This window comes from Thermoleptolyngbya sichuanensis A183 (assembly GCF_013177315.1).
Taxonomy (GTDB): Bacteria; Cyanobacteriota; Cyanobacteriia; order Elainellales; family Elainellaceae; genus Thermoleptolyngbya; species Thermoleptolyngbya sichuanensis.
On the sequence record NZ_CP053661.1, the window covers coordinates 4,737,093 to 4,759,959 of the forward strand.

Below are 22,867 nucleotides of genomic sequence, written 5' to 3' on the forward strand. Positions count from 1 at the left end.
AAGCAATGGTCGCCCTATCGGAACAGCTTGTATTGCAGCCGTCTGCTCTGTGGCGATCCGCATGGCGGCGATTTCGGCGAAGCTGGACGGCGATGCTGGGGCTGGGGCTGCTGAGCCTGCTGGGACTGGCGGTGCTGGTGGGGCCATGGGTCTATCCCGTCTCGGCAACAGCGATTGACTTTGGACGAGCGGCGGCTCCGCCCAGCCTGGCTCACCTCTTTGGCACCAACGATCTGGGTCAGGATCAACTGGCGCGAGTGCTGGTGGGTGGCCGCATTTCTCTGGCGGTGGGCGTGGCAGCAATGGCGCTGAGCATTGGGCTGGGCGTGGGCATTGGGGCGATCGCCGGGTTCTATGGCGGACTCCTCGACACGCTGCTGATGCGCCTCACCGACCTGTTTCTGGCGCTGCCCCAACTGCCCCTGCTGCTGCTGGTCGTCTACCTGTTTCGCAGCGCCGCACGGGCGATCGCCGGCCCAGAGTGGGGCATCTTCCTCCTCGTCGTCTGCGTCATTGGTGGGCTGAACTGGATGAGTACCGCGCGGCTGGTGCGGGCCGGGTTCCTCTCCTTGCGAAACCGCGACTTTATCGCCGCAGCGCGGGCAATGGGGGCGCGTCCGGGCCATCTCATCTGGCATCATCTGCTGCCCAACGTGCTGAGTCCGGTGATTGTGTCGGCTACGCTGGCGATCGCCACTGCCATCCTCACCGAATCGACCCTCAGCTTTTTGGGACTTGGCTTTCCGCCCGACGTGCCTACCTGGGGGCGAATGCTGTTCGATGCCTACAACCGCATCGAAACCGCCCCCCACATTGCCGTCTTTCCAGGTCTGATGATTTTCCTCACCGTCCTCAGCATCAACTACATCGGCGACGGCTTGCAGGATGCGCTCGATCCGCGCCGGGAAGCATGAGGCAGCGCGTTTGAGGGTCAGAAAAAGCTCGTGAAGCCATTCCAGCCCTTGCCATCCCGTTCCTTACTTTTCGTCAACCGCAACCATCCTTCCCAAATGCCCAACCCCTACGACGACCCCTACGATCCCCAGCAGCTCAAGCGAATTCGCATGTTTGTCTATCTGGTGCCCGTGCTGGGCGTAATTCCAGCGATGTGGGCGCTGGCAGTGCGAAAGGGCGATTCGCGCGAACGGCAGGCGGCGCGACTATCCACGACGCTGGGGCTGGGCTGGCTGGTGGGCTATGCGGCGCTAGCGGCGGGGGCCCACACGGCTGACCCTTCTGCAATTCCGCTTCTCGTTGCCAACAGCGCCCTCACCTCCGGCTATTTCGTCGTCATGCTGTGGCTAATGCTGCGGCTGTGGCAGCGCAGGCCCTTGCGGCTACCGGGCATTAGCGACGTGAGCGATCGCCTGCCGTAGCCCAGTTCCAGAAATCTAGATCTACCCACAATCAACTCACACCCCACATCATCCATTCTGCAAAATCGTTGCTAAGATGCTGCATGAAGCGTCGGAACTCACCCCACCACCACAGTCGTCAACGCTTTCAGCCACGTCTTTCACCTCTAGACCCGTTCTCCCTTAGCAACCCCTCGTGACATCCCCAAAGGCTCGATCTTCTTTGTCTCCTCAAACCCAACCCCTGCCCCCTCGAAAAATCAAACTCCCCTGGCTGTTGCTAGGGTTGCTGGGTGTGGCAACCGTTTCCGCGGGGGCAGGAGCGCTGCTTGCTATGACGCTGGCCAGCACACCGCTATTGCAAAGCAGGCTTTCGCCAGAAGAGTCCAAGGTTTTTGGTCAGGGGGAAATCGCGACCGGCCTAAACTTTCGCCTGCCCCGGCTGACCCGCCCCGTCAATATCATGGTGCTGGGAATTAAGGTGCTGAGTTCTGATGTGGACAACCCGCCGCCCGAAGTTCGCGATCTGGGCTATCACGCACTGGTCAACTCCTTCGATGGGCTATCCGACACCATGCTGATGCTGCGGTTTAACCCCGAAACGGGCAAACTCGTGGTGCTATCGGTGCCGCGAGACACACGCACCCGCGTCGCTGGGCTGGGCGTAACCAAGCTGAACGAAGCCAATGCTTACGGCGGCCCGGCGTTGGCGGCTCAGTCAATTAGCAATTTACTAGGGGGTGTGCCCGTTGATCGGTATGTGCGGATCAATGTGCAGGGGGTCGAAAAGCTGATTGATGCGCTGGGCGGCGTGACGGTCTACATACCTAAGGACATGAAATATACCGATCATTCCCAGCATCTCTATATCGACCTGAAGCAGGGCGAACAGCACCTCAACGGCGAACAGGCGCTGCAATTTCTGCGGTTCCGCTACGATGCCTACGGCGATATTGGGCGGGTGCAGCGGCAGCAAATGCTGATGCGGGCGCTGGTCGAGCAGACCCTCAGTCCGGCCACACTCACGCGCATTCCACAAATCCTGTCAGTGATTCAGGAAAATGTCGATACTAACCTGACGGTTGAGGAACTAGTGGCGCTAGTGGGCTTTGCAGCGCAGCTCAAGCGGGCCGACTTGCAGATGCTGATGCTGCCAGGAGAGTTTAGCGGGGCGGGCGACTATGAAGCCAGCTATTGGCTGCCGAGTTACTCTCGCATTCAGGAGATGAGCAGCCAATACTTTGGACTCAATCCAGCCTCAAGCGAATCGGTTGCCGATCCATACGCCGAGCCAGGGGTCGATTCGGTTCCCGCAGAAACAGACTATGGCATTGAGATCGCGATTCAAGACTCCACAGGTAACCTTGCGGCGGCCGAGCAACTGATGTTCGCGCTGCGAGAGGCTGGGTTTTATAACGTTTACATTGACGAAAACTGGAGCGAACCCCTGCGCGAAACCCGCATTATTGCCCAGGGCGGCGACCTTGCAAAAGCTGAGGCGGTGCGGCGATCGCTCGGACTTGGCGAAGTGCGTGTCGAAGGAACTGGCAACCTGCAATCGGACGTGACGGTTCAGGTGGGCACAGATTGGCGGGTGGAGTAGAAGAGGGTGGAGTAAGGTAGGGTCAGCGTATCGGGGCAAGCCCATGCCATTACGCCGCTACTTCTTCTCTCCCTCTTCAAGCGCCACTAGCGTTACGTCCGGCGCAAGCTTCCGCAGTTCTGCTAGCAGGTGATGGGCTGGATAGTCGTAAAGCTGCAAATAGATCGTGCCGGGCAAGTTTTGGGCAAAAGCGTTGGCGGTGTTGAGGTTTAGCCCGGAGATGCGGTGCAGGGTGGTGCCAATCTCGCTGAGATTGCCCCGATTCAGGGGCTTGCCCATGCTGAGTCGCCAAGTTCGGGGGGGACGCATCTGCCCACGCTCAATGCGCCGCAGTCCGTCGATGGTGGACAGGACAATGAGGCGATCGCCCGCTTTCAGCATCCAGGTTTCCGACGGCATCAGGCTGTCGCTGCTGTCGAGCGTCCGCCGCTCGCTGTTGCGTTCATAGAAAATCGGCACCACACCATAGCCATAGGACACCTGCGAAAGCAGCTTGCCCACCAGCGTATCGCCCGCTTCTACCAAAAATTCCGTCACCAAGATCGTCTGTTCATTCAGCCGAAACAGGCTCAGGATATTTTCGCCAAAGGCCGAACCCACAAACGCTTCGGCGGCCAAGGCCGACACAGCCATCACGCGAGCGTTGGGAATCAGCGCGGCCAGACTGGCGCTAAACCGCTGGTTATAGGAACGAATCACCAATTGCAACGACTGCTTTTGCTGGCGGGTCAGCTCTCGCGCCGTAAGCGCCACCTCCAGATTTAAGATTTGGTCGTCCGTGACGACGACTAGGCTTTTGGCGGTTTCAATATTGGCGTGGCGGATCTGTTGAATCGGATTCCCCACGATGATCGGGATTTTGGGAAACAGCGCCAGGTTGTCCGCCACATCTGTCAACACAACAAAGGGCTGGCGAAACGTCTGAAGCCAGGTTGCTACCTGCTGGCCAACGCGCCCAAGCCCAACCATCACCACATGCCCCTGTTTGGGCATCGGCGACCGCCGCTGGAGGAAGCTAAATCGGGCGCTGAGCAAGTTATCCGCAATAATACCCACCACGCCCAACACAAACAGCAAGCTGATGATCGTGATCAGCAGGCTGACAAAATAAACCCAGCCGGGAACGGGGTCGTTCTCTAACCCGCCAAATACGTCGCCATAGCCCCCTAGCAGCAGCACTGCACCAGAGGCGATCGCCTTTGTCCAGGTTAGCTCTGGCACCGTCATCTTGAGCATGGTCGCCCCTAGCACCCACAGCACCAGTGCCGTGATCAGACCCATCGCGATGAGTGGACGAGTTCGATTGGCCTGCATCCACGCCCGCACTCGCTGAACCCACTGCAATGGCTGCTCTTTCAGCACGGCTTGCAGTCCAGCCTGCCAGCGCGATCGCCAGTCGCCGCCTGCCTGATGCTGGGTATAATCCGGCGCGTCTGCGATTTCTATGTAGGCAATGGTGTCGCCCGCCCGAATGCGGGTGTCTATCTGCCAGTGATAAAACGCCCGGTTTGGCAAGGCAGGGATTTCTGCCTGGGGGCGGTGGCTGAGCAGTCGGTAGGATTTTTTGTGCTGAGCCACCGCACGCGCATCATCAAACCGCGGATCGCGGGGCTGCACAGTTTGTTCCACCACCTGCAAGCGCGTGTCCCCAATGTTGAAGCTGCCCAGTAGCCCCACCTGTAGCCCTGCCATCGCAAAAGCAAAAGCAGGCATCTCCATCGGGTCGTAGGCGTTGAAGTTGCCGAGCCGCAGCTTGAGCAGTTCGTTGAGGCTTTGGCGAGACGAGCGCACCACAAGGCGCACGTCTGGATTGAGCCGACGAATGGCGATCGCCGCTTCGATATTCACCGTTTCGTTACTTGTGACAATTAGCGCCGCACGGCACTGCTGCACCCCCGCCTTCAGCAGCACGGGTTCATCCCGACAATCACCAATCAGCAGATCCTCCGCCAGCAAATCGGTCAGATTTTCGACCTCCCATTCTTCTGGGCGCTGTCGGTCGATTGCGGTAACAGAGACCACTGTCCCCTCGGTCGCAAACCGCTGCAAGTGATAGACGCAATATTGCCCCAGGCTACCTAGCCCGCAGACCAAAAAGCGATCTACGCGCGGCGAGGAACCCATTAGTCGCTGCACACAAAGACGCTCTCGCCATCCATAATGACGCGGCTGCACCGGGGGCTAACGCCGCGCTCACCCACCACCTGGCTAAATTCGCTGCTCTCCATTCCGGCGAGTTCTGCCGCCTTGGCAAAGGACAGCATTTCTTGCGCGTAGAGGGCGATCGCCAACTCTTTGAGCAGCGCCTGTTCAAGATGCTGCTCCGGCAACCGCATCGACTTGAGAACAGAATCTGGAATCGTCAGTTCAACACTCATGGACTGTCCCACTCGTTCACTCAACAAAATCAAAAAACGCTTAATTAACTACCTTAGCGAAACCCAGCAAACACAGCCTTGACACAGGTATCCTGGCTCTCGCTGAAATCCTGGCGCTATGAGAACCTGGCATTTTTGCGACCAGTCCAGGAAGCTCACCCCCGCCCTCACCCTGCGTGCCCCCTTAGAATCTAACGTTCCCCAGATGGAACAAAGATTACTCAGCGCTGTATCAGCCAGATGCAATCAGCGATCGCCCTATCGCCACCGCCCCCGCTCCAAAAGCCACTTGCTCCGAGCAGGTGGCGGCTGCCCAGTTTTGCCATCACACATCACTGCCCATGTAATCGGTGTCACCTCCCCCGTTGCCTCCAGATGGTGCGATCGCTGAAACGCCAACACTGCATCCTGGGTGTCACGGTCGAAGCAGTCTGTGCGACGAACCCGATAGCCATAAACCTGCAACAGCCCTTGCAGTTCCCTTACGTCTGACCCACAGTAACCCAGCCGCATCGTTCGCGCCCCTGGCTTTACCTTCGAGAGCAAAAGCGCCCAAGTGCGATCGCCCACAATGCCATCTACCCGTAAGCCATTGCGCCGCTGAAAATCACGCACCGCCGCCTCTGTAATCCAGCCAAAATCCCCATCCGTCCTCAGCTGATAGCCACAGGCACCCAAAAGCTCCTGCAAGTGGGCAACCAGCGGCCCCTGACTCCAAGGATAGAGACAACTCAGATCGATGCGGTCGTCATTAGGAGAATGTGCAAACTTTGGTGTCGCGTCCATGCGCCTTTCGCTCAGCCTTAGCTTTAATCATAGAACTTTGCCCCAAAGATGCCGAAGAGATTTAGATTTCGATCCAATTTCCCAACACTTCCTCCCCATCTCCCAAAGCAGGGTCATGCACCCAAGTTCAATCATTCAACCCAAGTCATCAATCCCCAGTTTCATTTCGACAGTTTCATTCCGACAATTTAATCGACTGTTGTGCCCAATACTTTCCATCTCTAAAGCAATCTGCGACTATCGTCTTGCCTATTGTTCTTAGAAATTAAAGAACACCTTTTTGGCTGAAATCTGTCTCCAGGTATCCCCTGGCACTCGTCCGTTCTGCAAAAAGTTGGATTACCTGTTTCTTCAAACTTTTCTGACATTCTTAAGATTTGACAGCATTTCACTATCAAGCGCTCTCAATAGCTTTCATGCTTTCACCGCTATAGAGCCTATAGAGGCTACCGAAAATCCTCTACTCCCAAACCCCTTTAGCCGCCTGGATGTTCTAAAAGCGGTGCTGTTTCAGAGAGTCGGAAAAGCAGTTGAAACATAACCGAATTGGAAAGTGGCTGGATTAGGCATACGTTTGAGTTTCAGCCAATCCTCTCAGCGAAAACCTAAAGAGATGCTGTGTAATCTAACGATCCGTGGATTTTTAGCTAAGAGTTATTTCATCTGAAGTTTCGCTTGCTTTCAGATCCTCACTTGACCGTACTTGTCTTGCTTCACAGTTCAATGCGTTTGAGAGATAAACGAGATTATGGTAGCTTCCTCCGAAAGACCGACCGTCGAAACCTCAATTAGCAGCTTTGGCCTAGCCCGCTCTACGGTGCAGGGCACTCCCCTCAGCCCTGATGAGCTGTGGAAGATGCACGCCTTTTGGCGAGCCGCAAACTACTTGGCGCTGGGCATGATTTACCTGCGCGATAACCCACTCCTCCGGGAACCCCTCAAGGACGAACATATCAAGCAGCGCCTTTTGGGTCACTGGGGATCTAGCCCTGGCATCGCGTTTCTCTACACCCACCTCAACCGCATCATCAAGAAGTTTGACCAAGATATGCTGTTCATGGTCGGGCCCGGTCATGGCGCACCTGGCTTCCTTGGTCCCTGCTATCTGGAAGGCACCTATTCCCACTACTTCAGCCATTGCACCGAAGATGTCGAAGGAATGAAGCGCTTCTTCAAGCAGTTTTCCTTCCCCGGCGGCGTCGGCAGCCACTGCACTCCCGAAACACCCGGCTCCATCCATGAAGGCGGCGAACTGGGCTACAGCATTTCTCACGCTTTTGGCGCAGCTTTCGACAATCCAGACCTGATTGTGGTGACGATGCCTGGAGATGGTGAAGCTGAAACCGGCCCCCTGGCAACCTCCTGGCATTCCAACAAGTTCCTCAATCCGATCCGCGATGGCGCAGTGCTGCCCGTGCTGCACCTGAACGGCTACAAGATTAACAACCCGACCATCCTGGCGCGGATTAGCCACGAAGAGCTAGAGTCGCTGTTCCGGGGCTATGGCTGGACTCCTTACTTCGTCGAAGGCTCTGAGCCAGAATCTATGCACCAGGCGCTAGCGGCTACGCTGGATCATTGCGTGTCTGAAATTAAGCGGATTCAGCACGAGGCCCGCAGTAGTGGCGTTGCAACTCGCCCCCGCTGGCCGATGATCGTGCTGCGAACCCCCAAGGGCTGGACTTGTCCTGGCGAGATCGATGGGCACAAGGTCGAAGGCTTCTGGCGATCGCACCAAGTTCCGATGGGTTCTATGCACGGCAATGAAGAACACAAGCGCATCTTCGAGGAATGGATGCGGAGCTACAAGCCGGAAGAACTCTTTGATGAAAACGGCAAGGTCTTCCCCTACATCCGTGAGGTCGCGCCTGAAGGCAATAAGCGCCTTGGCTCGACTCCCTACGCCAACGGCGGTCTGCTGCGGCGTGAGTTAAATATGCCCGACTTCCGTCAGTACGGCATTCCGGTCGATCGCCCCGGTGTGGTCGAAGCCGAAAACACTCGTCCGCTAGGCGTGTTCCTGCGAGACGTGATGAAAAACAACATGAATAACTTCCGCATCTTTGGCCCCGACGAGAACACATCCAACAAGCTGAACGCGGTCTACGATGTCAGCAAAAAATTCTGGATTGCAGAATTCTTGCCTGAGGATTTGGATGGCGGTGAGCTATCCCCTGACGGTCGGGTGATGGAAATCCTCAGTGAACACACCCTGGAGGGTTGGCTGGAAGGCTACTTGCTCACAGGTCGCCACGGCTTTTTCTCTACCTATGAGTCCTTTGCCCACGTCATCGACTCGATGGTGGGTCAACACGCCAAGTGGCTGGAAATCTGCCGCCACATTAACTGGCGTGAAGAGGTGTCATCGCTCAATCTACTCATCACCTCCACAGTCTGGCGGCAAGACCACAACGGCTTCACTCACCAAGATCCGGGATTCTTGGACGTGATTCTAAACAAGAGTCCAGAAGTGGTGCGAATCTACCTGCCGCCGGATGTCAACTCGCTGCTGTCAGTAGCAAATCACTGCCTGCAAAGCGAGGACTATGTGAACGTCATCGTATCCGACAAGCAAATGCACTTGCAGTATCACGACATGGATGCTGCTGTTCGCAATTGCACCAAGGGCATTGATATCTGGGAGTGGGCTAGCACCGATGCGGGCGAAGAGCCGGACGTGGTGCTGGCGACGGCGGGCGATATTCCCACGAAAGAGTCTCTGGCCGCCTCGGTCATGCTGCGGGAAGCGTTCCCAGACTTGAAGATCCGCTTTGTCAATGTGATTGACCTGTTCAAGCTGACCCCTGCCACGGAGCATCCCCACGGGCTAAGCGACAGCGACTTTGACAGCTTGTTCACAACGGATAAGCCGATTATCTTCAACTTCCACGGCTACCCCTGGCTAATTCACCGCCTCACCTACCGCCGCACCAACCATGAAAACCTGCATGTGCGCGGCTACAAGGAGAAGGGCAATATCAACACGCCGCTGGAACTGGCGATTTGCAACCAGATTGACCGCTTTAGTATCGCAATTGATGTGATTGACCGAGTACCCAAGCTGAAGAATGCAGGGGCCCATACTAAGGAGCAACTCAAGGATGAGCAAATTGCCTGCCGCAACTATGCGTTTGAGCATGGGATTGACCGTCCCGATATTGTGAACTGGAAGTGGCCTTACTAGGTTCTTCGGGTTGATGCTGAACGGTCTATTGCCTACCGATTAAGTGTTCTGGGCAGTAGACCGTTTGTCTTTAGTTTTGAGATTCCGTACTGTTGGGAGTGCCATCTTGAAATGTTCTTAGAGTGAGCGATCGCCCCATCCGCAACCTTGCTTGCTAGCAGCATTTTCCGAACTTCAGGACTTCGTTCCCTTGGAGTTCCTTCTTGATCCCTACGAGCCTTAGAAATATCCAACTCATCCAGGATTTTTACCATGCAGACGTTACCCACCCCTCCTTCCGGCTCAGTGCAGATTGAAGACGATCGCACTGGGCTATCGATCGAAACCCTAAAACGGGCGTTTCTGGACAACCTGTTCTATATCCAGGGCAAGTTTCCAGCCCTCGCCAGCAAAAATGACTACTACATGGCGCTGGCCTACACCGTGCGCGATCGCCTCCTGCGCCGCTGGCTCAACACCGCCGAAACCTACACCAACACCCAGGCCCGCACCGTCTGCTACCTCTCCGCCGAATTCCTCATGGGCCCGCACCTGGGTAACAACCTGATTAACCTCGGCATCTACGACCAGATCAATCAAGCCATGACCGAACTGGGGCTAGATCTCAACGAACTACTCCAGCAGGAAGAAGAACCCGGTCTGGGCAACGGCGGTTTGGGTCGTCTCGCCGCCTGCTATCTCGACTCTCTAGCCACGCTAGAAATTCCCGCCCTCGGCTACGGCATTCGCTACGAATTCGGCATCTTCGACCAGGAAATTCGCGACGGCTGGCAGGTCGAAATCACGGACAAATGGCTGCGCTACGGCAACCCTTGGGAAATTGCTCGCCCAGATTGGGCTGTTGAGGTGAAATACGGCGGACACACCGAGTCCTTCATCGATGAGCATGGTAACTACCGCGTCCGCTGGGTTCCCTTCAAAGTCGTGAAAGGGCTTCCCTACGACACGCCGATCCTAGGCTACAAAGTCAACACTGCCAACACCCTCCGCCTGTGGTCTGCTGAAGCAACCGAATCCTTCGACTTTGGTGCCTTCAACTCCGGCGATTATTTCGGCGCAGTCCATCAAAAGAGCAACTCCGAAAACATCTCCAAAGTCCTCTATCCCAACGATGAGCAGTATCAAGGCAAGGTATTGCGGCTGGAGCAGCAGATGTTCTTCGTCTCTTGCTCTCTGCAAGACATGATTCGCATCCTCCAAATGCAAAATATGTCGCTGGAGAAGTTTCCCGAAAAATTCTCGGTGCAGTTGAATGACACCCATCCGGCGATCGCCGTCGCAGAACTCATGCGTCTGCTAATGGACGAACACGGAATGCAATGGGACAACGCCTGGAACATCACCACCCGCACCTTCGGCTACACCAACCACACCCTCCTCCCCGAAGCCCTAGAGCGCTGGCCCCTCAAGCTCTTCTCCGAACTGCTTCCTCGCCATATCGAAATCATCTACGAAATTAACCGCCGCTTCCTCGATGACGTACGCATCAAATTTCCCGACGACCCTGGCCGCCTCAGCCGCCTATCGCTTATCGACGAAAGCGGCGAAAAGTACGTCCGCATGGCAAACCTCGCCTGTGTCGGCAGCAGCGCCATCAACGGGGTCGCCGCACTCCACAGCGAACTGGTCAAACAGACCGTGCTAAAAGACTTCTACGACATGTACCCGGAGAAATTCACCAACGTCACCAACGGGGTCACTCCGCGTCGGTTCGTAGTGCTAAGCAATCCCCGCATGACCAGCCTCATTACCAGCAAAATCGGAGACAACTGGATTAAGCATCTCGACGAACTACGCCGCATTGAGCAGTTCGCAGACGATCCCGGATTCCGCTACGAATTCCGACAAATCAAACAAGCCATCAAACAAGACCTGGCAAACCACATCAAGTCGGAAACAGATGTCGAAGTCGATCCCTCATCTTTGTTCGATATTCAGGTAAAACGGATTCACGAATACAAGCGGCAGCATCTCAACGCACTCCACATCATCCACCTCTACAACCGCATTAAGGCAAATCCCAGCGCTGAAATCACGCCCCGTACCTTCTTATTCGGCGGCAAAGCAGCTCCGGGATACTACATGGCGAAGCTCATTATCAAATTCATCAACTCCATCGGAGAAGTGGTTAATCGCGATCCTGATGTCGCCGGACGGCTTAAGGTCGTTTTCCTCAAAGACTACAATGTAAAATTCGCCCAGCGAGTCTATCCAGCCGCCGACCTCTCAGAGCAGATTTCCACCGCAGGCAAAGAAGCCTCAGGCACAGGCAACATGAAGTTCTCCATGAATGGAGCGCTTACAATTGGCACGCTAGACGGCGCTAACGTCGAAATCCGTGAAGAAGTCGGAGCCGAAAACTTCTTCCTATTTGGTTTAACCACAGAAGAGGTCGCCGCCAAAAAAGCAGCAGGCTACAGACCAATAGACTACTACGAGAGCAATAACGACTTGCGCCAAGTCATCGACCGGATTGCCTCAGGCTTCTTCTCACACGGAGACACAGGTCTTTTCCGTCCGCTTGTAGACAACTTGCTCCACAAGGACGAATACCTACTCCTAGCAGACTATCAGTCCTACATCGATTGCCAAGAGCAAGTTAGTCAAGCCTATCGAAATTGGGATCACTGGACTCGCATGTCCATCCTCAACACAGCCCGCATGGGCAAATTCTCGTCCGATCGCTCGATCCGTGACTACTGCCAAAACATCTGGAAAGTGCAGCCCGTTCCCATCGAGCTAAAAGACTACACTCAAAGCTAATCAAACCCTGACAAAGCTCCCCGACTTCTTGTGGAGGAGCTTTGTTCAGAAAAACAAACACCCCCTCGGATGATTACATCCGAGGGGGGTTGTGTTATCGCCCTGGCACCGAGCTATTTTTGCAGGCAGCTACCCACCAACTATCTTCGCCGCAGGTGCGTTTCACAACTCAGTTCGGGATGGATGAGCGTGGTTCCACACCGCCATAGGCACCAGGAAACTCATTGGGCTGTCTAGACTCTCTTCCACGCGAGAAATCTTCTTTCCAGAAGACCCCGCTAAAAGAGGGAACCCAAAAGGCTGCATAGAAAATCGTCTAGACACACACTTAAATTCAAGACACGAAACAGAGGTCAAGCCCTCGGTCTGTTAGTACTCCTCGACTTCATACATCACTGCACTTCCATCTAGAGCCTATTAACCCGTGTTCTGCGGGTGACCTTACTGGCTTTTGCCATGAGAGTACTCATCTTGAGGTGGGCTTCCCACTTAGATGCTTTCAGCGGTTATCCACTCCGCACTTGGCTACCCTGCGTCTACCGTTGGCACGATAACAGGTACACCAGCGGTGCGTTCTTCCCGGTCCTCTCGTACTAAGGAAGAATCCTCTCAATACTCTTGCGCCTGCACCGGATATGGACCGAACTGTCTCACGACGTTCTGAACCCAGCTCACGTACCGCTTTAATGGGCGAACAGCCCAACCCTTGGGACCTTCTCCAGCCCCAGGATGCGATGAGCCGACATCGAGGTGCCAAACCTCCCCGTCGATGTGAACTCTTGGGGGAGATCAGCCTGTTATCCCTAGAGTACCTTTTATCCGTTGAGCGACGGCCCTTCCACTCAGCGCCGTCGGATCACTAAGGCCGTGTTTCCACCCTGCTCGAGTTGTAGCTCTCGCAGTCAAGCTCTCTTCTGCCTTTACACTCTACGGCTGATTTCCAACCAGCCTGAGAGAACCTTTGCGCGCCTCCGTTACCTTTTAGGAGGCGACCGCCCCAGTCAAACTGCCCACCTGATACGGTCCCAAAGCCGGATAACGGCATTCAGTTAGAATTCTAGCTCTGACAGAGTGGTATCTCACCGTTGACTCAGCAACCCCCACAAGGATTGCTTCACAGTCTCCCACCTATCCTGCGCAGTCAAAGCCCGAACCCAATACCAGGCTACAGTAAAGCTTCATAGGGTCTTTCTGTCCAGGTGCAGGTAGTCCGTATCTTCACAGACAATCCTATTTCGCCGAGCCTCTCTCCGAGACAGCTCCCAGATCGTTACGCCTTTCGTGCGGGTCGGAACTTACCCGACAAGGAATTTCGCTACCTTAGGACCGTTATAGTTACGGCCGCCGTTCACCGGGGCTTCGGTCGCCAGCTTCGCTTGCGCTGACCGACTTCACTTAACCTTCCGGCACTGGGCAGGCGTCAGCCCCCATACATCGTCTTGCGACTTAGCGGAGACCTGTGTTTTTGGTAAACAGTCGCCTGGGACTCTTCACTGCGACCACCTCTCGGTGGCACCCCTTCTTCCGAAGTTACGGGGCCATTTTGCCGAGTTCCTTAGAGAGAGTTATCTCGCGCCCCTGAGTATTCTCAACCATCCCACCTGTGTCGGTTTAGGGTACGGGCAATATGCAGTTAACGTGTTTAGAGCTTTTCTTGGAAGCGTGACATCACACACTTCGGAGACGTATCTCCTCGTACTCACGCCTCAACTCGGAACGTTTTCACCGCTCCTCATCGCCTCGGACGCTTGAACCAGTAACCAACCTCTGGCTGTGTTAGCCTTCTCCGTCCCTCTGCACAACTACACATCGGTACAGGAATATTAACCTGTTGTCCATCGACTACGTCCTTCGACCTCGCCTTAGGACCCGACTAACCCTCCGCGGACGAGCCTTCCGGAGGAACCCTTGGGATTTCGGGGCATTGGATTCTCACCAATGTTTGCGCTACTCAAGCCGACATTCTCACTTCTGCTTCGTCCACACCTGCTTCCGCTGATGCTTCTAACTACTACAGAACGCTCCCCTACCGATACATCGATAGATATATCCCACAGCTTCGGTACATCGCTTAGTCCCGTTCATTTTCGGCGCAGGAGCGCTTGACCAGTGAGCTATTACGCACTCTTTTAAGGGTGGCTGCTTCTAGGCAAACCTCCTGGTTGTCTATGCACTCCCACCTCCTTTGCCACTTAGCGATGATTTGGGGACCTTAGCTGGTGGTCTGGGCTGTTTCCCTCTTGACGATGGAGCTTATCCCTCACCGTCTCACTGGCAGAGTGTACACGGGGTATTCAGAGTTTGACTCGATTTGGTACCGCTCTCGCAGCCCGCACCGAATCAGTGCTTTACCCCCCCGCTATAATCTCTACCGCTGCGCCTCAACACATTTCGGGGAGAACCAGCTAGCTCCCGGTTCGATTGGCATTTCACCCCTAACCACAGCTCATCCGCTGATTTTTCAACATCAGTCGGTTCGGACCTCCACTTGGCTTTACCCAAGCTTCATCCTGGCCATGGTTAGATCACCGGGGTTCGGGTCTATAAACACTGACTGTCGCCCTTATCAGACTCGCTTTCGCTTTGGCTTCGCCATTCTCGGCTTAACCTGCCAGTGCCTATAAGTCGCCGGCTCATTCTTCAACAGGCACACCGTCACCCGTTTAATCGGGCTTCGATTGCTTGTAGGCTGACGGTTTCATGTTCTATTTCACTCCCCTCCCGGGGTTCTTTTCACCTTTCCCTCGCGGTACTGGTTCACTATCGGTCACACAGGAGTATTTAGCCTTTCGAGGTGGTCCTCGATGATTCAACCGGAATTCCACGTGCTCCGGCCTACTCGGGATTCAGCTAGTATCTTTAAGCTTTCGACTACAGGACTTTCACCTTCTCTGGTGCAGTATTCAGCTGCTTCGTCTAGCCGCTAGAGTCCATGTCGCTGTCCCACAACCCCAGGAGTTAAAACCCCTGGTTTAGGCTCTTCCCGCTTCGCTCGCCGCTACTAAGGGAATCGAGTTTTCTTTCTCTTCCTCCAGCTACTAAGATGTTTCAATTCGCTGGGTTCGCTCTCTCCACCCTATGGATTCAGGTGGTAGTACTTGGGGTTGCCCCATTCGGAAACCCACGGATCAATGCTTGCTTCCAGCTCCCCGTGGCTTATCGCAGGTAACCGCGTCCTTCTTCGCCTCTGTGTGCCTAGGTATCCACCATCAGCCCTTTGTAGCTTGACCACTTTTTCGCTTTCGTCTTGCTTACATTGGTGTCTGTGATAGTGACAGCTTTAATTGACAGCAGGCTGTTATTCTTCCGCCAACTTTCGCTGTCTGCTACCTGACAATTTTCTATGCAGTTTTCAAGGTTCTGGCTGGTTTAATCCAGCAGGCTCTCTTGGTCTTCCTTAACTCGGTGAACAAGATAAGTTGCTGAACTAAGTAAGCGGACTACTAAACAAACTGCCTGCTAAGCAAGCTGCATTCTAAGCAAGTTAACTAGCTATCGCCTCATGAGGATTCAAGATTCCTCAGTGGAGGTTAGCGGACTCGAACCGCTGACATCCTGCTTGCAAAGCAGGCGCTCTACCAACTGAGCTAAACCCCCATACGAAAATCAGAGAATTGAAGAACGAAGAAATAATAATAAAAGAACTAGAGCAAAAGCTGAAACCTAGTGCAACCTAAACAGTTCTTAAGGCTCCAAGCAAAACTTAAAGACCCGTTACAGAACAGACTTCGTTACAGAAAAGGTTTCGTAGACTTCGTTACAGAGGCTTTGCTTGCTCTTATCTCTTTTACCTCTTCATTCTTCGCTTTTCCCTTTTTCAAAGGTGGGCCATCCTGGACTCGAACCAGGGACCTCACCCTTATCAGGGGTGCGCTCTAACCACCTGAGCTAATAGCCCATAAACCGAACCAGTATAGTTTGGAAGCCTATCTGTAATCCGAACGACCTTGGGATGACCGACTTTGAATCTATTTGCACTGTGCGTTCGACTCTAAAGTGGGTAGGTCTCCCTTAAAGGAGGTGATCCAGCCACACCTTCCGGTACGGCTACCTTGTTACGACTTCACCCCAGTCATCAGCCCTGCCTTCGGCGTCCTCCTCCCGAGGGTTGGAGTAACGACTTCGGGCGTGGCCAACTCCCATGGTGTGACGGGCGGTGTGTACAAGGCCCGGGAACGTATTCACCGCAGTATGCTGACCTGCGATTACTAGCGATTCCTCCTTCATGCAGGCGAGTTGCAGCCTGCAATCTGAACTGAGCCACGGTTTATGGGATTAGCTTGCTCTCGCGAGCTTGCAACCCTTTGTCCGCAGCATTGTAGTACGTGTGTAGCCCAGGACGTAAGGGGCATGCTGACTTGACGTCATCCCCACCTTCCTCCGGTTTGTCACCGGCAGTCTCTCTAGAGTGCCCAACTAAATGATGGCAACTAAAAACGAGGGTTGCGCTCGTTGCGGGACTTAACCCAACATCTCACGACACGAGCTGACGACAGCCATGCACCACCTGTGCTCCAGTTCCCGAAGGCACCCCCACCTTTCAGCAGGGTTCTGGACATGTCAAGCCCTGGTAAGGTTCTTCGCGTTGCATCGAATTAAACCACATACTCCACCGCTTGTGCGGGCCCCCGTCAATTCCTTTGAGTTTCACTCTTGCGAGCGTACTCCCCAGGCGGGACACTTAACGCGTTGGCTACGGCACTGCCCGGGTCGATACGGGCAACACCTAGTGTCCATCGTTTACGGCTAGGACTACAGGGGTATCTAATCCCTTTCGCTCCCCTAGCTTTCGTCCCTCAGTGTCAGTGCAGGTCCAGTCAGGCGCTTTCGCCACCGGTGTTCTTCCCAATATCTACGCATTTCACCGCTACACTGGGAATTCCCCTGACCCCTACCGCACTCTAGTCGCCCAGTTTCCACTGCTGGTATGCGGTTAAGCCGCACGCTTTAACAGCAGACTTGAACAACCACCTACGGACGCTTTACGCCCAATAATTCCGGATAACGCTTGCATCCTCCGTATTACCGCGGCTGCTGGCACGGAGTTAGCCGATGCTGATTCGATAGGTACCGTCAGTACTTCTTCCCTATCAAAAGCGGTTTACAACCAATAGGCCGTCCTCCCGCACGCGGTCTTGCTCCGTCAGGCTTGCGCCCATTGCGGAAAATTCCCCACTGCTGCCTCCCGTAGGAGTCTGGGCCGTGTCTCAGTCCCAGTGTGGCTGATCATCCTCTCAGACCAGCTACTGATCGTCGCCTTGGTAGGCTCTTACCCCACCAACTAGCTAATCAGACGCGAGCTCATCCTCAGGCCATAAATGTTTCACCTCTCGGCACATCGGGTATTAGCAGCCGTTTCCAGCTGTTGTCCCCGTCCTAAGGGCAGATTCTCACGCGTTACTCACCCGTCCGCCACTAGGTGCCGAAGCACCCCGTTCGACTTGCATGTGTTAAGCAGACCGCCAGCGTTCATCCTGAGCCAGGATCAAACTCTCCATGTTGTTCTCCATTTAGAGTTTTTTGGCTCCAGAACTCTCGTTCCGGTTTGAGATTATCTAAATAATCTCCTTGTGTTTCGTTAATTCAGAAAAGTCATTCCCTCGTCTCTCGACTCTTCAGGCAAAATCAATCCCTAAAAACTAGTTCAAGAACTAGTCCCTAAATATCAATTTCCCTGAAAAATCTCTGAAACCTCAGAAATAACTCCCCCAATATTTGCATTAACGGGTCACAGATGCTATTCTGGCTTCCAAACTATTATCTTTTCTAGGTTCGGGCGGCGAGACTTTAGCCTTGCTTCGCCTTCACTCCGCTTCGGCTGTCCTCCCGACCGCTTTACTAATGTAGCCCTATCTCCCTATAACTGTCAACTACCCTCTCAAAAAAAACTCCCAAAACTTGAAAGCCCCAACAAATAAGGGGTTTGGCCGCTTGATCTGTTTCCTGGCGGGGGGAGTAGTCCGCAATTGCCTCTCCAAAATTGTCTCAAGATTTTTCTTTGTACGCGCTTTACCACATATCCTTTTTTCCTCGTAAGCGAGCAAAGCTTTGCACGGGGTCTGCTGTGTTCATGGCTGCCTGGAGTTCGGGTGTATCCCATCGCAGAAAGGGATTGGTTTGTTTTTCGACTTCTAGGAGTGATGGCACTGTGGGCTGTTGAAGCTGTCGCTGGCGGAGCGTTTCCTGGTAGCGCAGACCTAAAGCCTGATTTTCGGGATCGACCGAGAGCGCAAACTGAAGATTCTTCAGCGTGTATTCATGAGCGCACCAGATATTTGTGTTGTCTGGCAAGGCACGGAGTTTGGACAGAGAGTGCACCATTTGAGTGGGAGTGCCTTCAAATAAACGCCCGCAGCCGCCTGCGAACAGGGTATCTCCACAGAACAGATCGCCTGGATGCTGTGAGCTAGCGGGTGGAAAGTAGTAGGCAATGTGAGCGCGGGTGTGGCCGGGAACGAAGAGGACATCGGCTGGGCGATCGCCCAATACAATACGATCGCCCTCCTTTAGAAATTGCTGCTGTCCTGGAATCCGTTCCCGATCTTCTGCGCCACCGTAGACCACTGCATCGGGAAAGCGCTGCAACAGTGCCAGGTTTCCCCCGACGTGATCTCGGTGGTGATGCGTATTCAGAATTGCCACAAGCTGAGCATCCAGGCTGAACAAACAGTTCAAGACTGGCTCTGCTTCCGCAGGATCGACAACGGCCGCTTGATGCGTATCAGGGAAATACAGCACAAAGATGTAATTGTCCGATAGGGCTGGAAGACGATGGATTTGCATGGGGAACTGAGATTGTACGAGATAGGTTCAGCGGTGTCTAAACGTCTTGTCTGCCTGGTTGCCTGACACAAGTCCCGAAAGCCCAGAAAATTCGTTGTCTTGGGATCGAAGCCCATAGCTCCTGAGTTGGAGCCGGAGGGCTTGGTCAGAGGAGCTTTTGGGCCAGCGTCCCCTACGAGAAATCAGGGGTTTCCAGAGATGTGTCAGGCAGTCAGCTTGTCTGCTCCTTACCGTAGACTCATTTCACGCCTGCTGACTTTAGTTTGGACTAATGGTGAAGAGGAAGGCAGTCAATGAGAAGCACCGACTGCCGTAAGGTCAATGAAGTACAACCAACATTGACCCCATGATTTTCAACGAACTTCAGCAATTTCGCCAAACGTTGTATGCCAGCTTGGGAAACGCCAGAGATGCCCTGTTTGATCTGATGGATGCCGTGTTAGTGAGTGCGTGCATCGTGTCGTTTGTGAGGCTATCGCAGAGTCCTGTCTTTCGTCGCCAGTGGTCGAGCACCTATGAAGCGTTGCGCGATAGCCGCCTACCCCGATCAAAGGTGCTGAAGCTGTTGGTGCAGCAGATACCGACTCAGCAGCAACCGTTGTTGGCAGGTGATGCGAGTCGGTGGAACCGTCCTGCTGCCAGGCGTTTGAAAGACCGCACCTTATCAGGCAGAACAGGACATGCCCCGATAGCCGGACAAAACTACAGTACCTTAGCCTGGATTGCTGAAGACAGGGGCAGTTGGGCATTACCATTGCGGCATGAGCGCATCACCAGCTTTGAAACACCCGCCAGTAAAGCGGCATTCCAACTCAAACAAGTGACTCGGCAGTTAGCGGTGCGTCCGTTGGCGATCTACGACCGAGGGTACGGCAATGCCAGTTTTGTCAACCAAACGGCAGGGATTGAGGCAGACTTGCTGCTGCGGGTTACATCCAATCGATGTGTCTATGGCGCGCCCCCAGCGTATCGAGGGCGAGGCGCACCTGCCAAGCATGGACATAAGATGAAACTCAATGACCCTGACACTTGGAGTGTCCCGGTCGAAACCGTTGAAGTCGATGATCCCAACTGGGGACGAGTGCGGGTCAGTCGTTGGAGTGCATACCATTTCCGCAAATCCCCCAAACGGGCAATGGAAGTGTTGCGCGTGGAGGTGCTGGAGACACAGAGCAGCACGCGACGCTTGGCTCCTTTGTGGTTAGTTTGGCTGGGTGAGCAGATGCCTCCGTTAGAAACCCTGTGGTTGCACTACCTCCGTCGCTTTGCCATTGAACACTGGTATCGCTTTGCCAAGCAGAGGCTATATTGGACACATCCCCAGTTCAGTTCTGTATCGGCAACCGAACAGTGGAGCAGCCTGATGCCGTTGCTCAGTTGGCAGTTGTGGTTAGCGCGAAAGGACTGTACTGACCACCCCTTGCCCTGGCAGGCACCGCAAGAAACGTTGACTCCGGGTCGGGTCGCACAAGCGTTTGCAGGCATTTTGGCAGTGATTGGCACCCCTGCTCCTGCGCCTAAACCTCGTGGTAAATCGCCAGGACGAGGCAAGGGGCACAAGCCAACTCCTCGTCCCTGCTATCCGATGGTCAAAAAACGAGCCTCGAAACGCAAGACATCCGAACAATCCCTGAACAGTCCGGTTGCAACAGCAGCTTAACTGCGAGCAGGATTGTATCCAATTCCTTAAGTTCAACTGTTATGAACGGTTGAGCAGATTCTTTATGGCATCCTGTTGAGCATTATTGTGATGCCAGTTAGTCCAAACTAAAGTGCTGACCAGAGCTACGTTTATGCCTGACTAAGTGCACTGACTAAGTGCGGGTACAAGCCACCGACTTTAATTCCAGACAGTAATTCCAGACAGTTACGCTGAGTGGCACAACTTGGCACAGATCCAATCACTCAGCAACGTACAGTGAGGAAGTGTATGCGTACAAATCTGCGTGCCAACTCTGCATACGGGTTTGACTTCGTTTACTGAATCTGCCCTCAGCGGCCTACTAGGCCGATCTACCGCATGGCTTCAGTTGCTCGCAAAAACCTATTTGAGGATATTCCCCGGTTTCTCGTTGCCCAGGCCGGGATTATGTTTGCCGTTAGCTTGGTAACGATTCAGACAGGCATTTTGAACGGATTTAGCCGCTCAACCAGCACCTTAGTTGACGGCTCTAGGGCAGACATTTGGGTTGGGGCCCAGGAAATGGTGAATCTACAGCTCACGCTTCCAATTCCGGCAGGAATGGTGCAGCAGGCACAAGCAGTAGAAGGTGTAGCCGTGGCTGAGGCGATGATTACGCGAACTACAACGTGGCGGAGTCCCAGCGGCGACATTTCCACCGTGCAAATTATGGGGTTCGACCCGGCTAGTAGTCTATTTAACTATGGAAACTTGTCGGAGGGTAGGGTAGAGGATTTGCAGCAGCCCTACACCGTGATCCCAGATCAAGCAAACCGAGCGTCGATTCATGTCAGCCAAGTGGGCGATCGCGCCAATATCGGCTCATTGCCAACACGAGTGGTCGGCTTTACGCGAGGCACACAATCGATTGCATCCAGCACCTACGTTTTTACTTCCCTCAAAAACGCAAATGCTTATCTGAATTCTGCTTATACGTCCACCACAAGCTGCCGCTTACAGGACGGTCAACTGATTTGCAGCAACCTGTTTGAGCGGACGATCAATCCCGATGCTGTGCCAGAACCTCGCCCCCTCTCTCCCACAGATGTCATTACCTACGTCTTAGTCAAAGCAGAACCCGGAACCGATCTGGAAGCGCTTAAGCGCCGATTAGAACAAGCCTTGCCCAATACCAAGGCTTATACCAAAGAAGAGATGTCTAATTTGACACAGAGGTATTGGGTGCAGCGCACGGGGATCGGCTTTGTATTAGGCTTAGGTGCTACTGTGGGTGTCATTGTGGGAATGGTAATTGTAGGACAAATTTTATACTCATCGGTCGCCGACCATATTCGAGAATTTGGCACGTTGAAAGCAATGGGCGCATCCGACTGGGTAATTTATCGCATCATCATCGAGCAAGCGCTATGGATGGCAATTTTGGGCTATATTCCCAGCGTGGCGCTGTGTCTAGGGTTAGGAGCCTGGACTTTTGCAACGCAGGGCATCACGATTCTGATTACACCAATGACCGCCATTGGCATTTTGGGCATTACGGTTGGAATGTGCGTTACTTCAGCACTGTTTGCAATTCAGAAAGTGACCCATGTTGACCCAGCTATTGTGTTCAAGGCTTAGAGGTTTGCAGTTTGGGAAGCTAGATGTGACATTTAAGCCCAGTCAAAACTTTATAAAAACGCAAATATTTTCGTGTCTAGGGTTACGGAGTGTGAGTAGAAAGGCTTATTACACTAGATAAAGGTTAAGAGCCGTTCATAGCAGGGATGATGATTTGCAACTCGAGTTGAAGTTTAAATAGGTTTAGATCTGCCCAAAGAGAGACGGATTCCGAATTTGAGGGTTTTGCACGTGAAGCATTGATTAGAACAGGTTTGAGGTCTTCGTATACAGAAAATGGGGGTTCGGTCAACCGGGTGAAGGCAACTTTTGGGCATTCAAACTATCGTGAAGTTATTGCGAGAAGTGAGAGACAAGTCTTAAGGGATGCAACCTGTGAACTAGTTTTGGAGTCTAGTGGGATAGCTTCTTTAGGATTTTAAGTTGATTAGAACTGTGGGCTAGCTTTTGACAATTTATTTTGACATCTGGATCTTGCCTTGATTTTGAAAACACCCGAATACCTGGTGTCAGGGTTGGATTGAAGTCACTGAGTGCCTCACAGTTCTATGGTTCAGTCGGGCACCTCGAAAAATTCAGATCCTCTTGAGAATGGCTATGAGAAAACAAGGGTTTCAGGCTCCTGAAATTCTCAATAAGGCAATTAATCGAGGTGCCCAGTCCTTAATCGATCTGTTGTTGTGGATCACGCTGCCGTTTACATCCTAAGTTCATGACTGTATCGCATCTGAATTTAGCTTCATCCCTCGTAGTGCC

At 53.8% G+C, this 22,867-nt stretch carries 11 protein-coding genes, 2 tRNA genes and 3 rRNA genes; 7 read left to right on the forward strand and 9 right to left on the reverse strand.

The features are described 5' to 3' along the window. Positions 1-5: 5 nt before the first annotated feature. The 3 genes from HPC62_RS19600 (at position 6) to HPC62_RS19610 (ending at position 2,958) form a co-directional block, all read left to right on the forward strand. The gene (locus HPC62_RS19600; RefSeq protein WP_172358156.1) at positions 6-914 is read left to right on the forward strand and encodes an ABC transporter permease; all 909 of its coding nucleotides are present in this window, start codon (positions 6-8) and stop codon (positions 912-914) included. A gap of 96 nt (positions 915-1,010) precedes the next feature. Then, entirely contained in the window at positions 1,011-1,376 is a 366-nt protein-coding gene (locus tag HPC62_RS19605; RefSeq protein ID WP_172358157.1) for a hypothetical protein, read from the forward strand. Positions 1,377-1,650: 274 nt separating this feature from the next. Beyond that, entirely contained in the window at positions 1,651-2,958 is a 1,308-nt protein-coding gene (locus tag HPC62_RS19610) for an LCP family protein (protein WP_290427087.1), read from the forward strand. 57 nt (positions 2,959-3,015) lie between these two features. On the opposite strand, the gene HPC62_RS19615 is transcribed toward HPC62_RS19610, so the two are convergent. The 3 genes from HPC62_RS19615 to HPC62_RS19625 form a co-directional block, all read right to left on the reverse strand. Next, a complete protein-coding gene (locus HPC62_RS19615) occupies positions 3,016-5,082 on the reverse strand; it encodes an NAD-binding protein (RefSeq protein WP_172358158.1) in 2,067 nt (688 codons plus the stop codon). Next, positions 5,082-5,336, reverse strand: a complete 255-nt coding sequence (locus HPC62_RS19620; RefSeq protein ID WP_172358159.1) for a UPF0175 family protein — start codon at positions 5,334-5,336, stop codon at positions 5,082-5,084. Before HPC62_RS19620 ends, HPC62_RS19615 begins: the two co-directional genes overlap by 1 nt. Positions 5,337-5,594: 258 nt before the next feature. After that, positions 5,595-6,122, reverse strand: a complete 528-nt coding sequence (locus HPC62_RS19625; RefSeq protein WP_172358160.1) for a peptidoglycan-binding domain-containing protein — start codon at positions 6,120-6,122, stop codon at positions 5,595-5,597. A 748-nt stretch (positions 6,123-6,870) separates the two neighbouring features. Between HPC62_RS19625 and HPC62_RS19630 the strand changes: the two genes are divergently transcribed. Together HPC62_RS19630 and HPC62_RS19635 are read left to right on the forward strand one after the other, a co-directional pair. After that, the gene (locus tag HPC62_RS19630) at positions 6,871-9,306 is read left to right on the forward strand and encodes a phosphoketolase family protein (RefSeq protein WP_172358161.1); all 2,436 of its coding nucleotides are present in this window, start codon (positions 6,871-6,873) and stop codon (positions 9,304-9,306) included. A 252-nt stretch (positions 9,307-9,558) separates the two neighbouring features. Then, the gene (locus tag HPC62_RS19635; RefSeq protein ID WP_172358162.1) at positions 9,559-12,069 is read left to right on the forward strand and encodes a glycogen/starch/alpha-glucan phosphorylase; all 2,511 of its coding nucleotides are present in this window, start codon (positions 9,559-9,561) and stop codon (positions 12,067-12,069) included. A 100-nt stretch (positions 12,070-12,169) separates the two neighbouring features. Here HPC62_RS19635 and rrf read toward each other — a convergent pair. The 6 genes from rrf to gloB all read right to left on the reverse strand — a co-directional run bounded on the left by rrf (position 12,170) and on the right by gloB (position 18,852). Next, positions 12,170-12,286, reverse strand: a 5S ribosomal RNA gene (rrf, locus tag HPC62_RS19640). Between the two features lie 132 nt (positions 12,287-12,418). Continuing rightward, a 23S ribosomal RNA gene (locus HPC62_RS19645) occupies positions 12,419-15,299 on the reverse strand. A gap of 294 nt (positions 15,300-15,593) precedes the next feature. Further along, positions 15,594-15,666, reverse strand: a tRNA-Ala gene (locus HPC62_RS19650). Positions 15,667-15,893: 227 nt separating this feature from the next. Further along, positions 15,894-15,967, reverse strand: a tRNA-Ile gene (locus tag HPC62_RS19655). Positions 15,968-16,082: 115 nt separating this feature from the next. After that, positions 16,083-17,570: ribosomal RNA gene (locus HPC62_RS19660) — 16S ribosomal RNA — on the reverse strand. Together the 16S, 23S and 5S rRNA genes with 2 tRNA genes alongside form the textbook arrangement of a ribosomal RNA operon. A 508-nt stretch (positions 17,571-18,078) precedes the next feature. Further along, complete coding sequence (gloB, locus tag HPC62_RS19665) at positions 18,079-18,852, reverse strand: hydroxyacylglutathione hydrolase (protein ID WP_172358163.1); 774 nt, start codon at positions 18,850-18,852, stop codon at positions 18,079-18,081. A gap of 346 nt (positions 18,853-19,198) precedes the next feature. On the opposite strand from gloB, the gene HPC62_RS19670 reads away from it, so the two are divergent. Both HPC62_RS19670 and HPC62_RS19675 read left to right on the forward strand, forming a co-directional pair. Next, positions 19,199-20,512, forward strand: a complete 1,314-nt coding sequence (locus tag HPC62_RS19670; RefSeq protein WP_172353733.1) for an NF041680 family putative transposase — start codon at positions 19,199-19,201, stop codon at positions 20,510-20,512. A gap of 360 nt (positions 20,513-20,872) precedes the next feature. Further along, a complete protein-coding gene (locus tag HPC62_RS19675) occupies positions 20,873-22,111 on the forward strand; it encodes an FtsX-like permease family protein (protein ID WP_172358164.1) in 1,239 nt (412 codons plus the stop codon). The last annotated feature ends 756 nt before the right edge of the window (positions 22,112-22,867 follow it).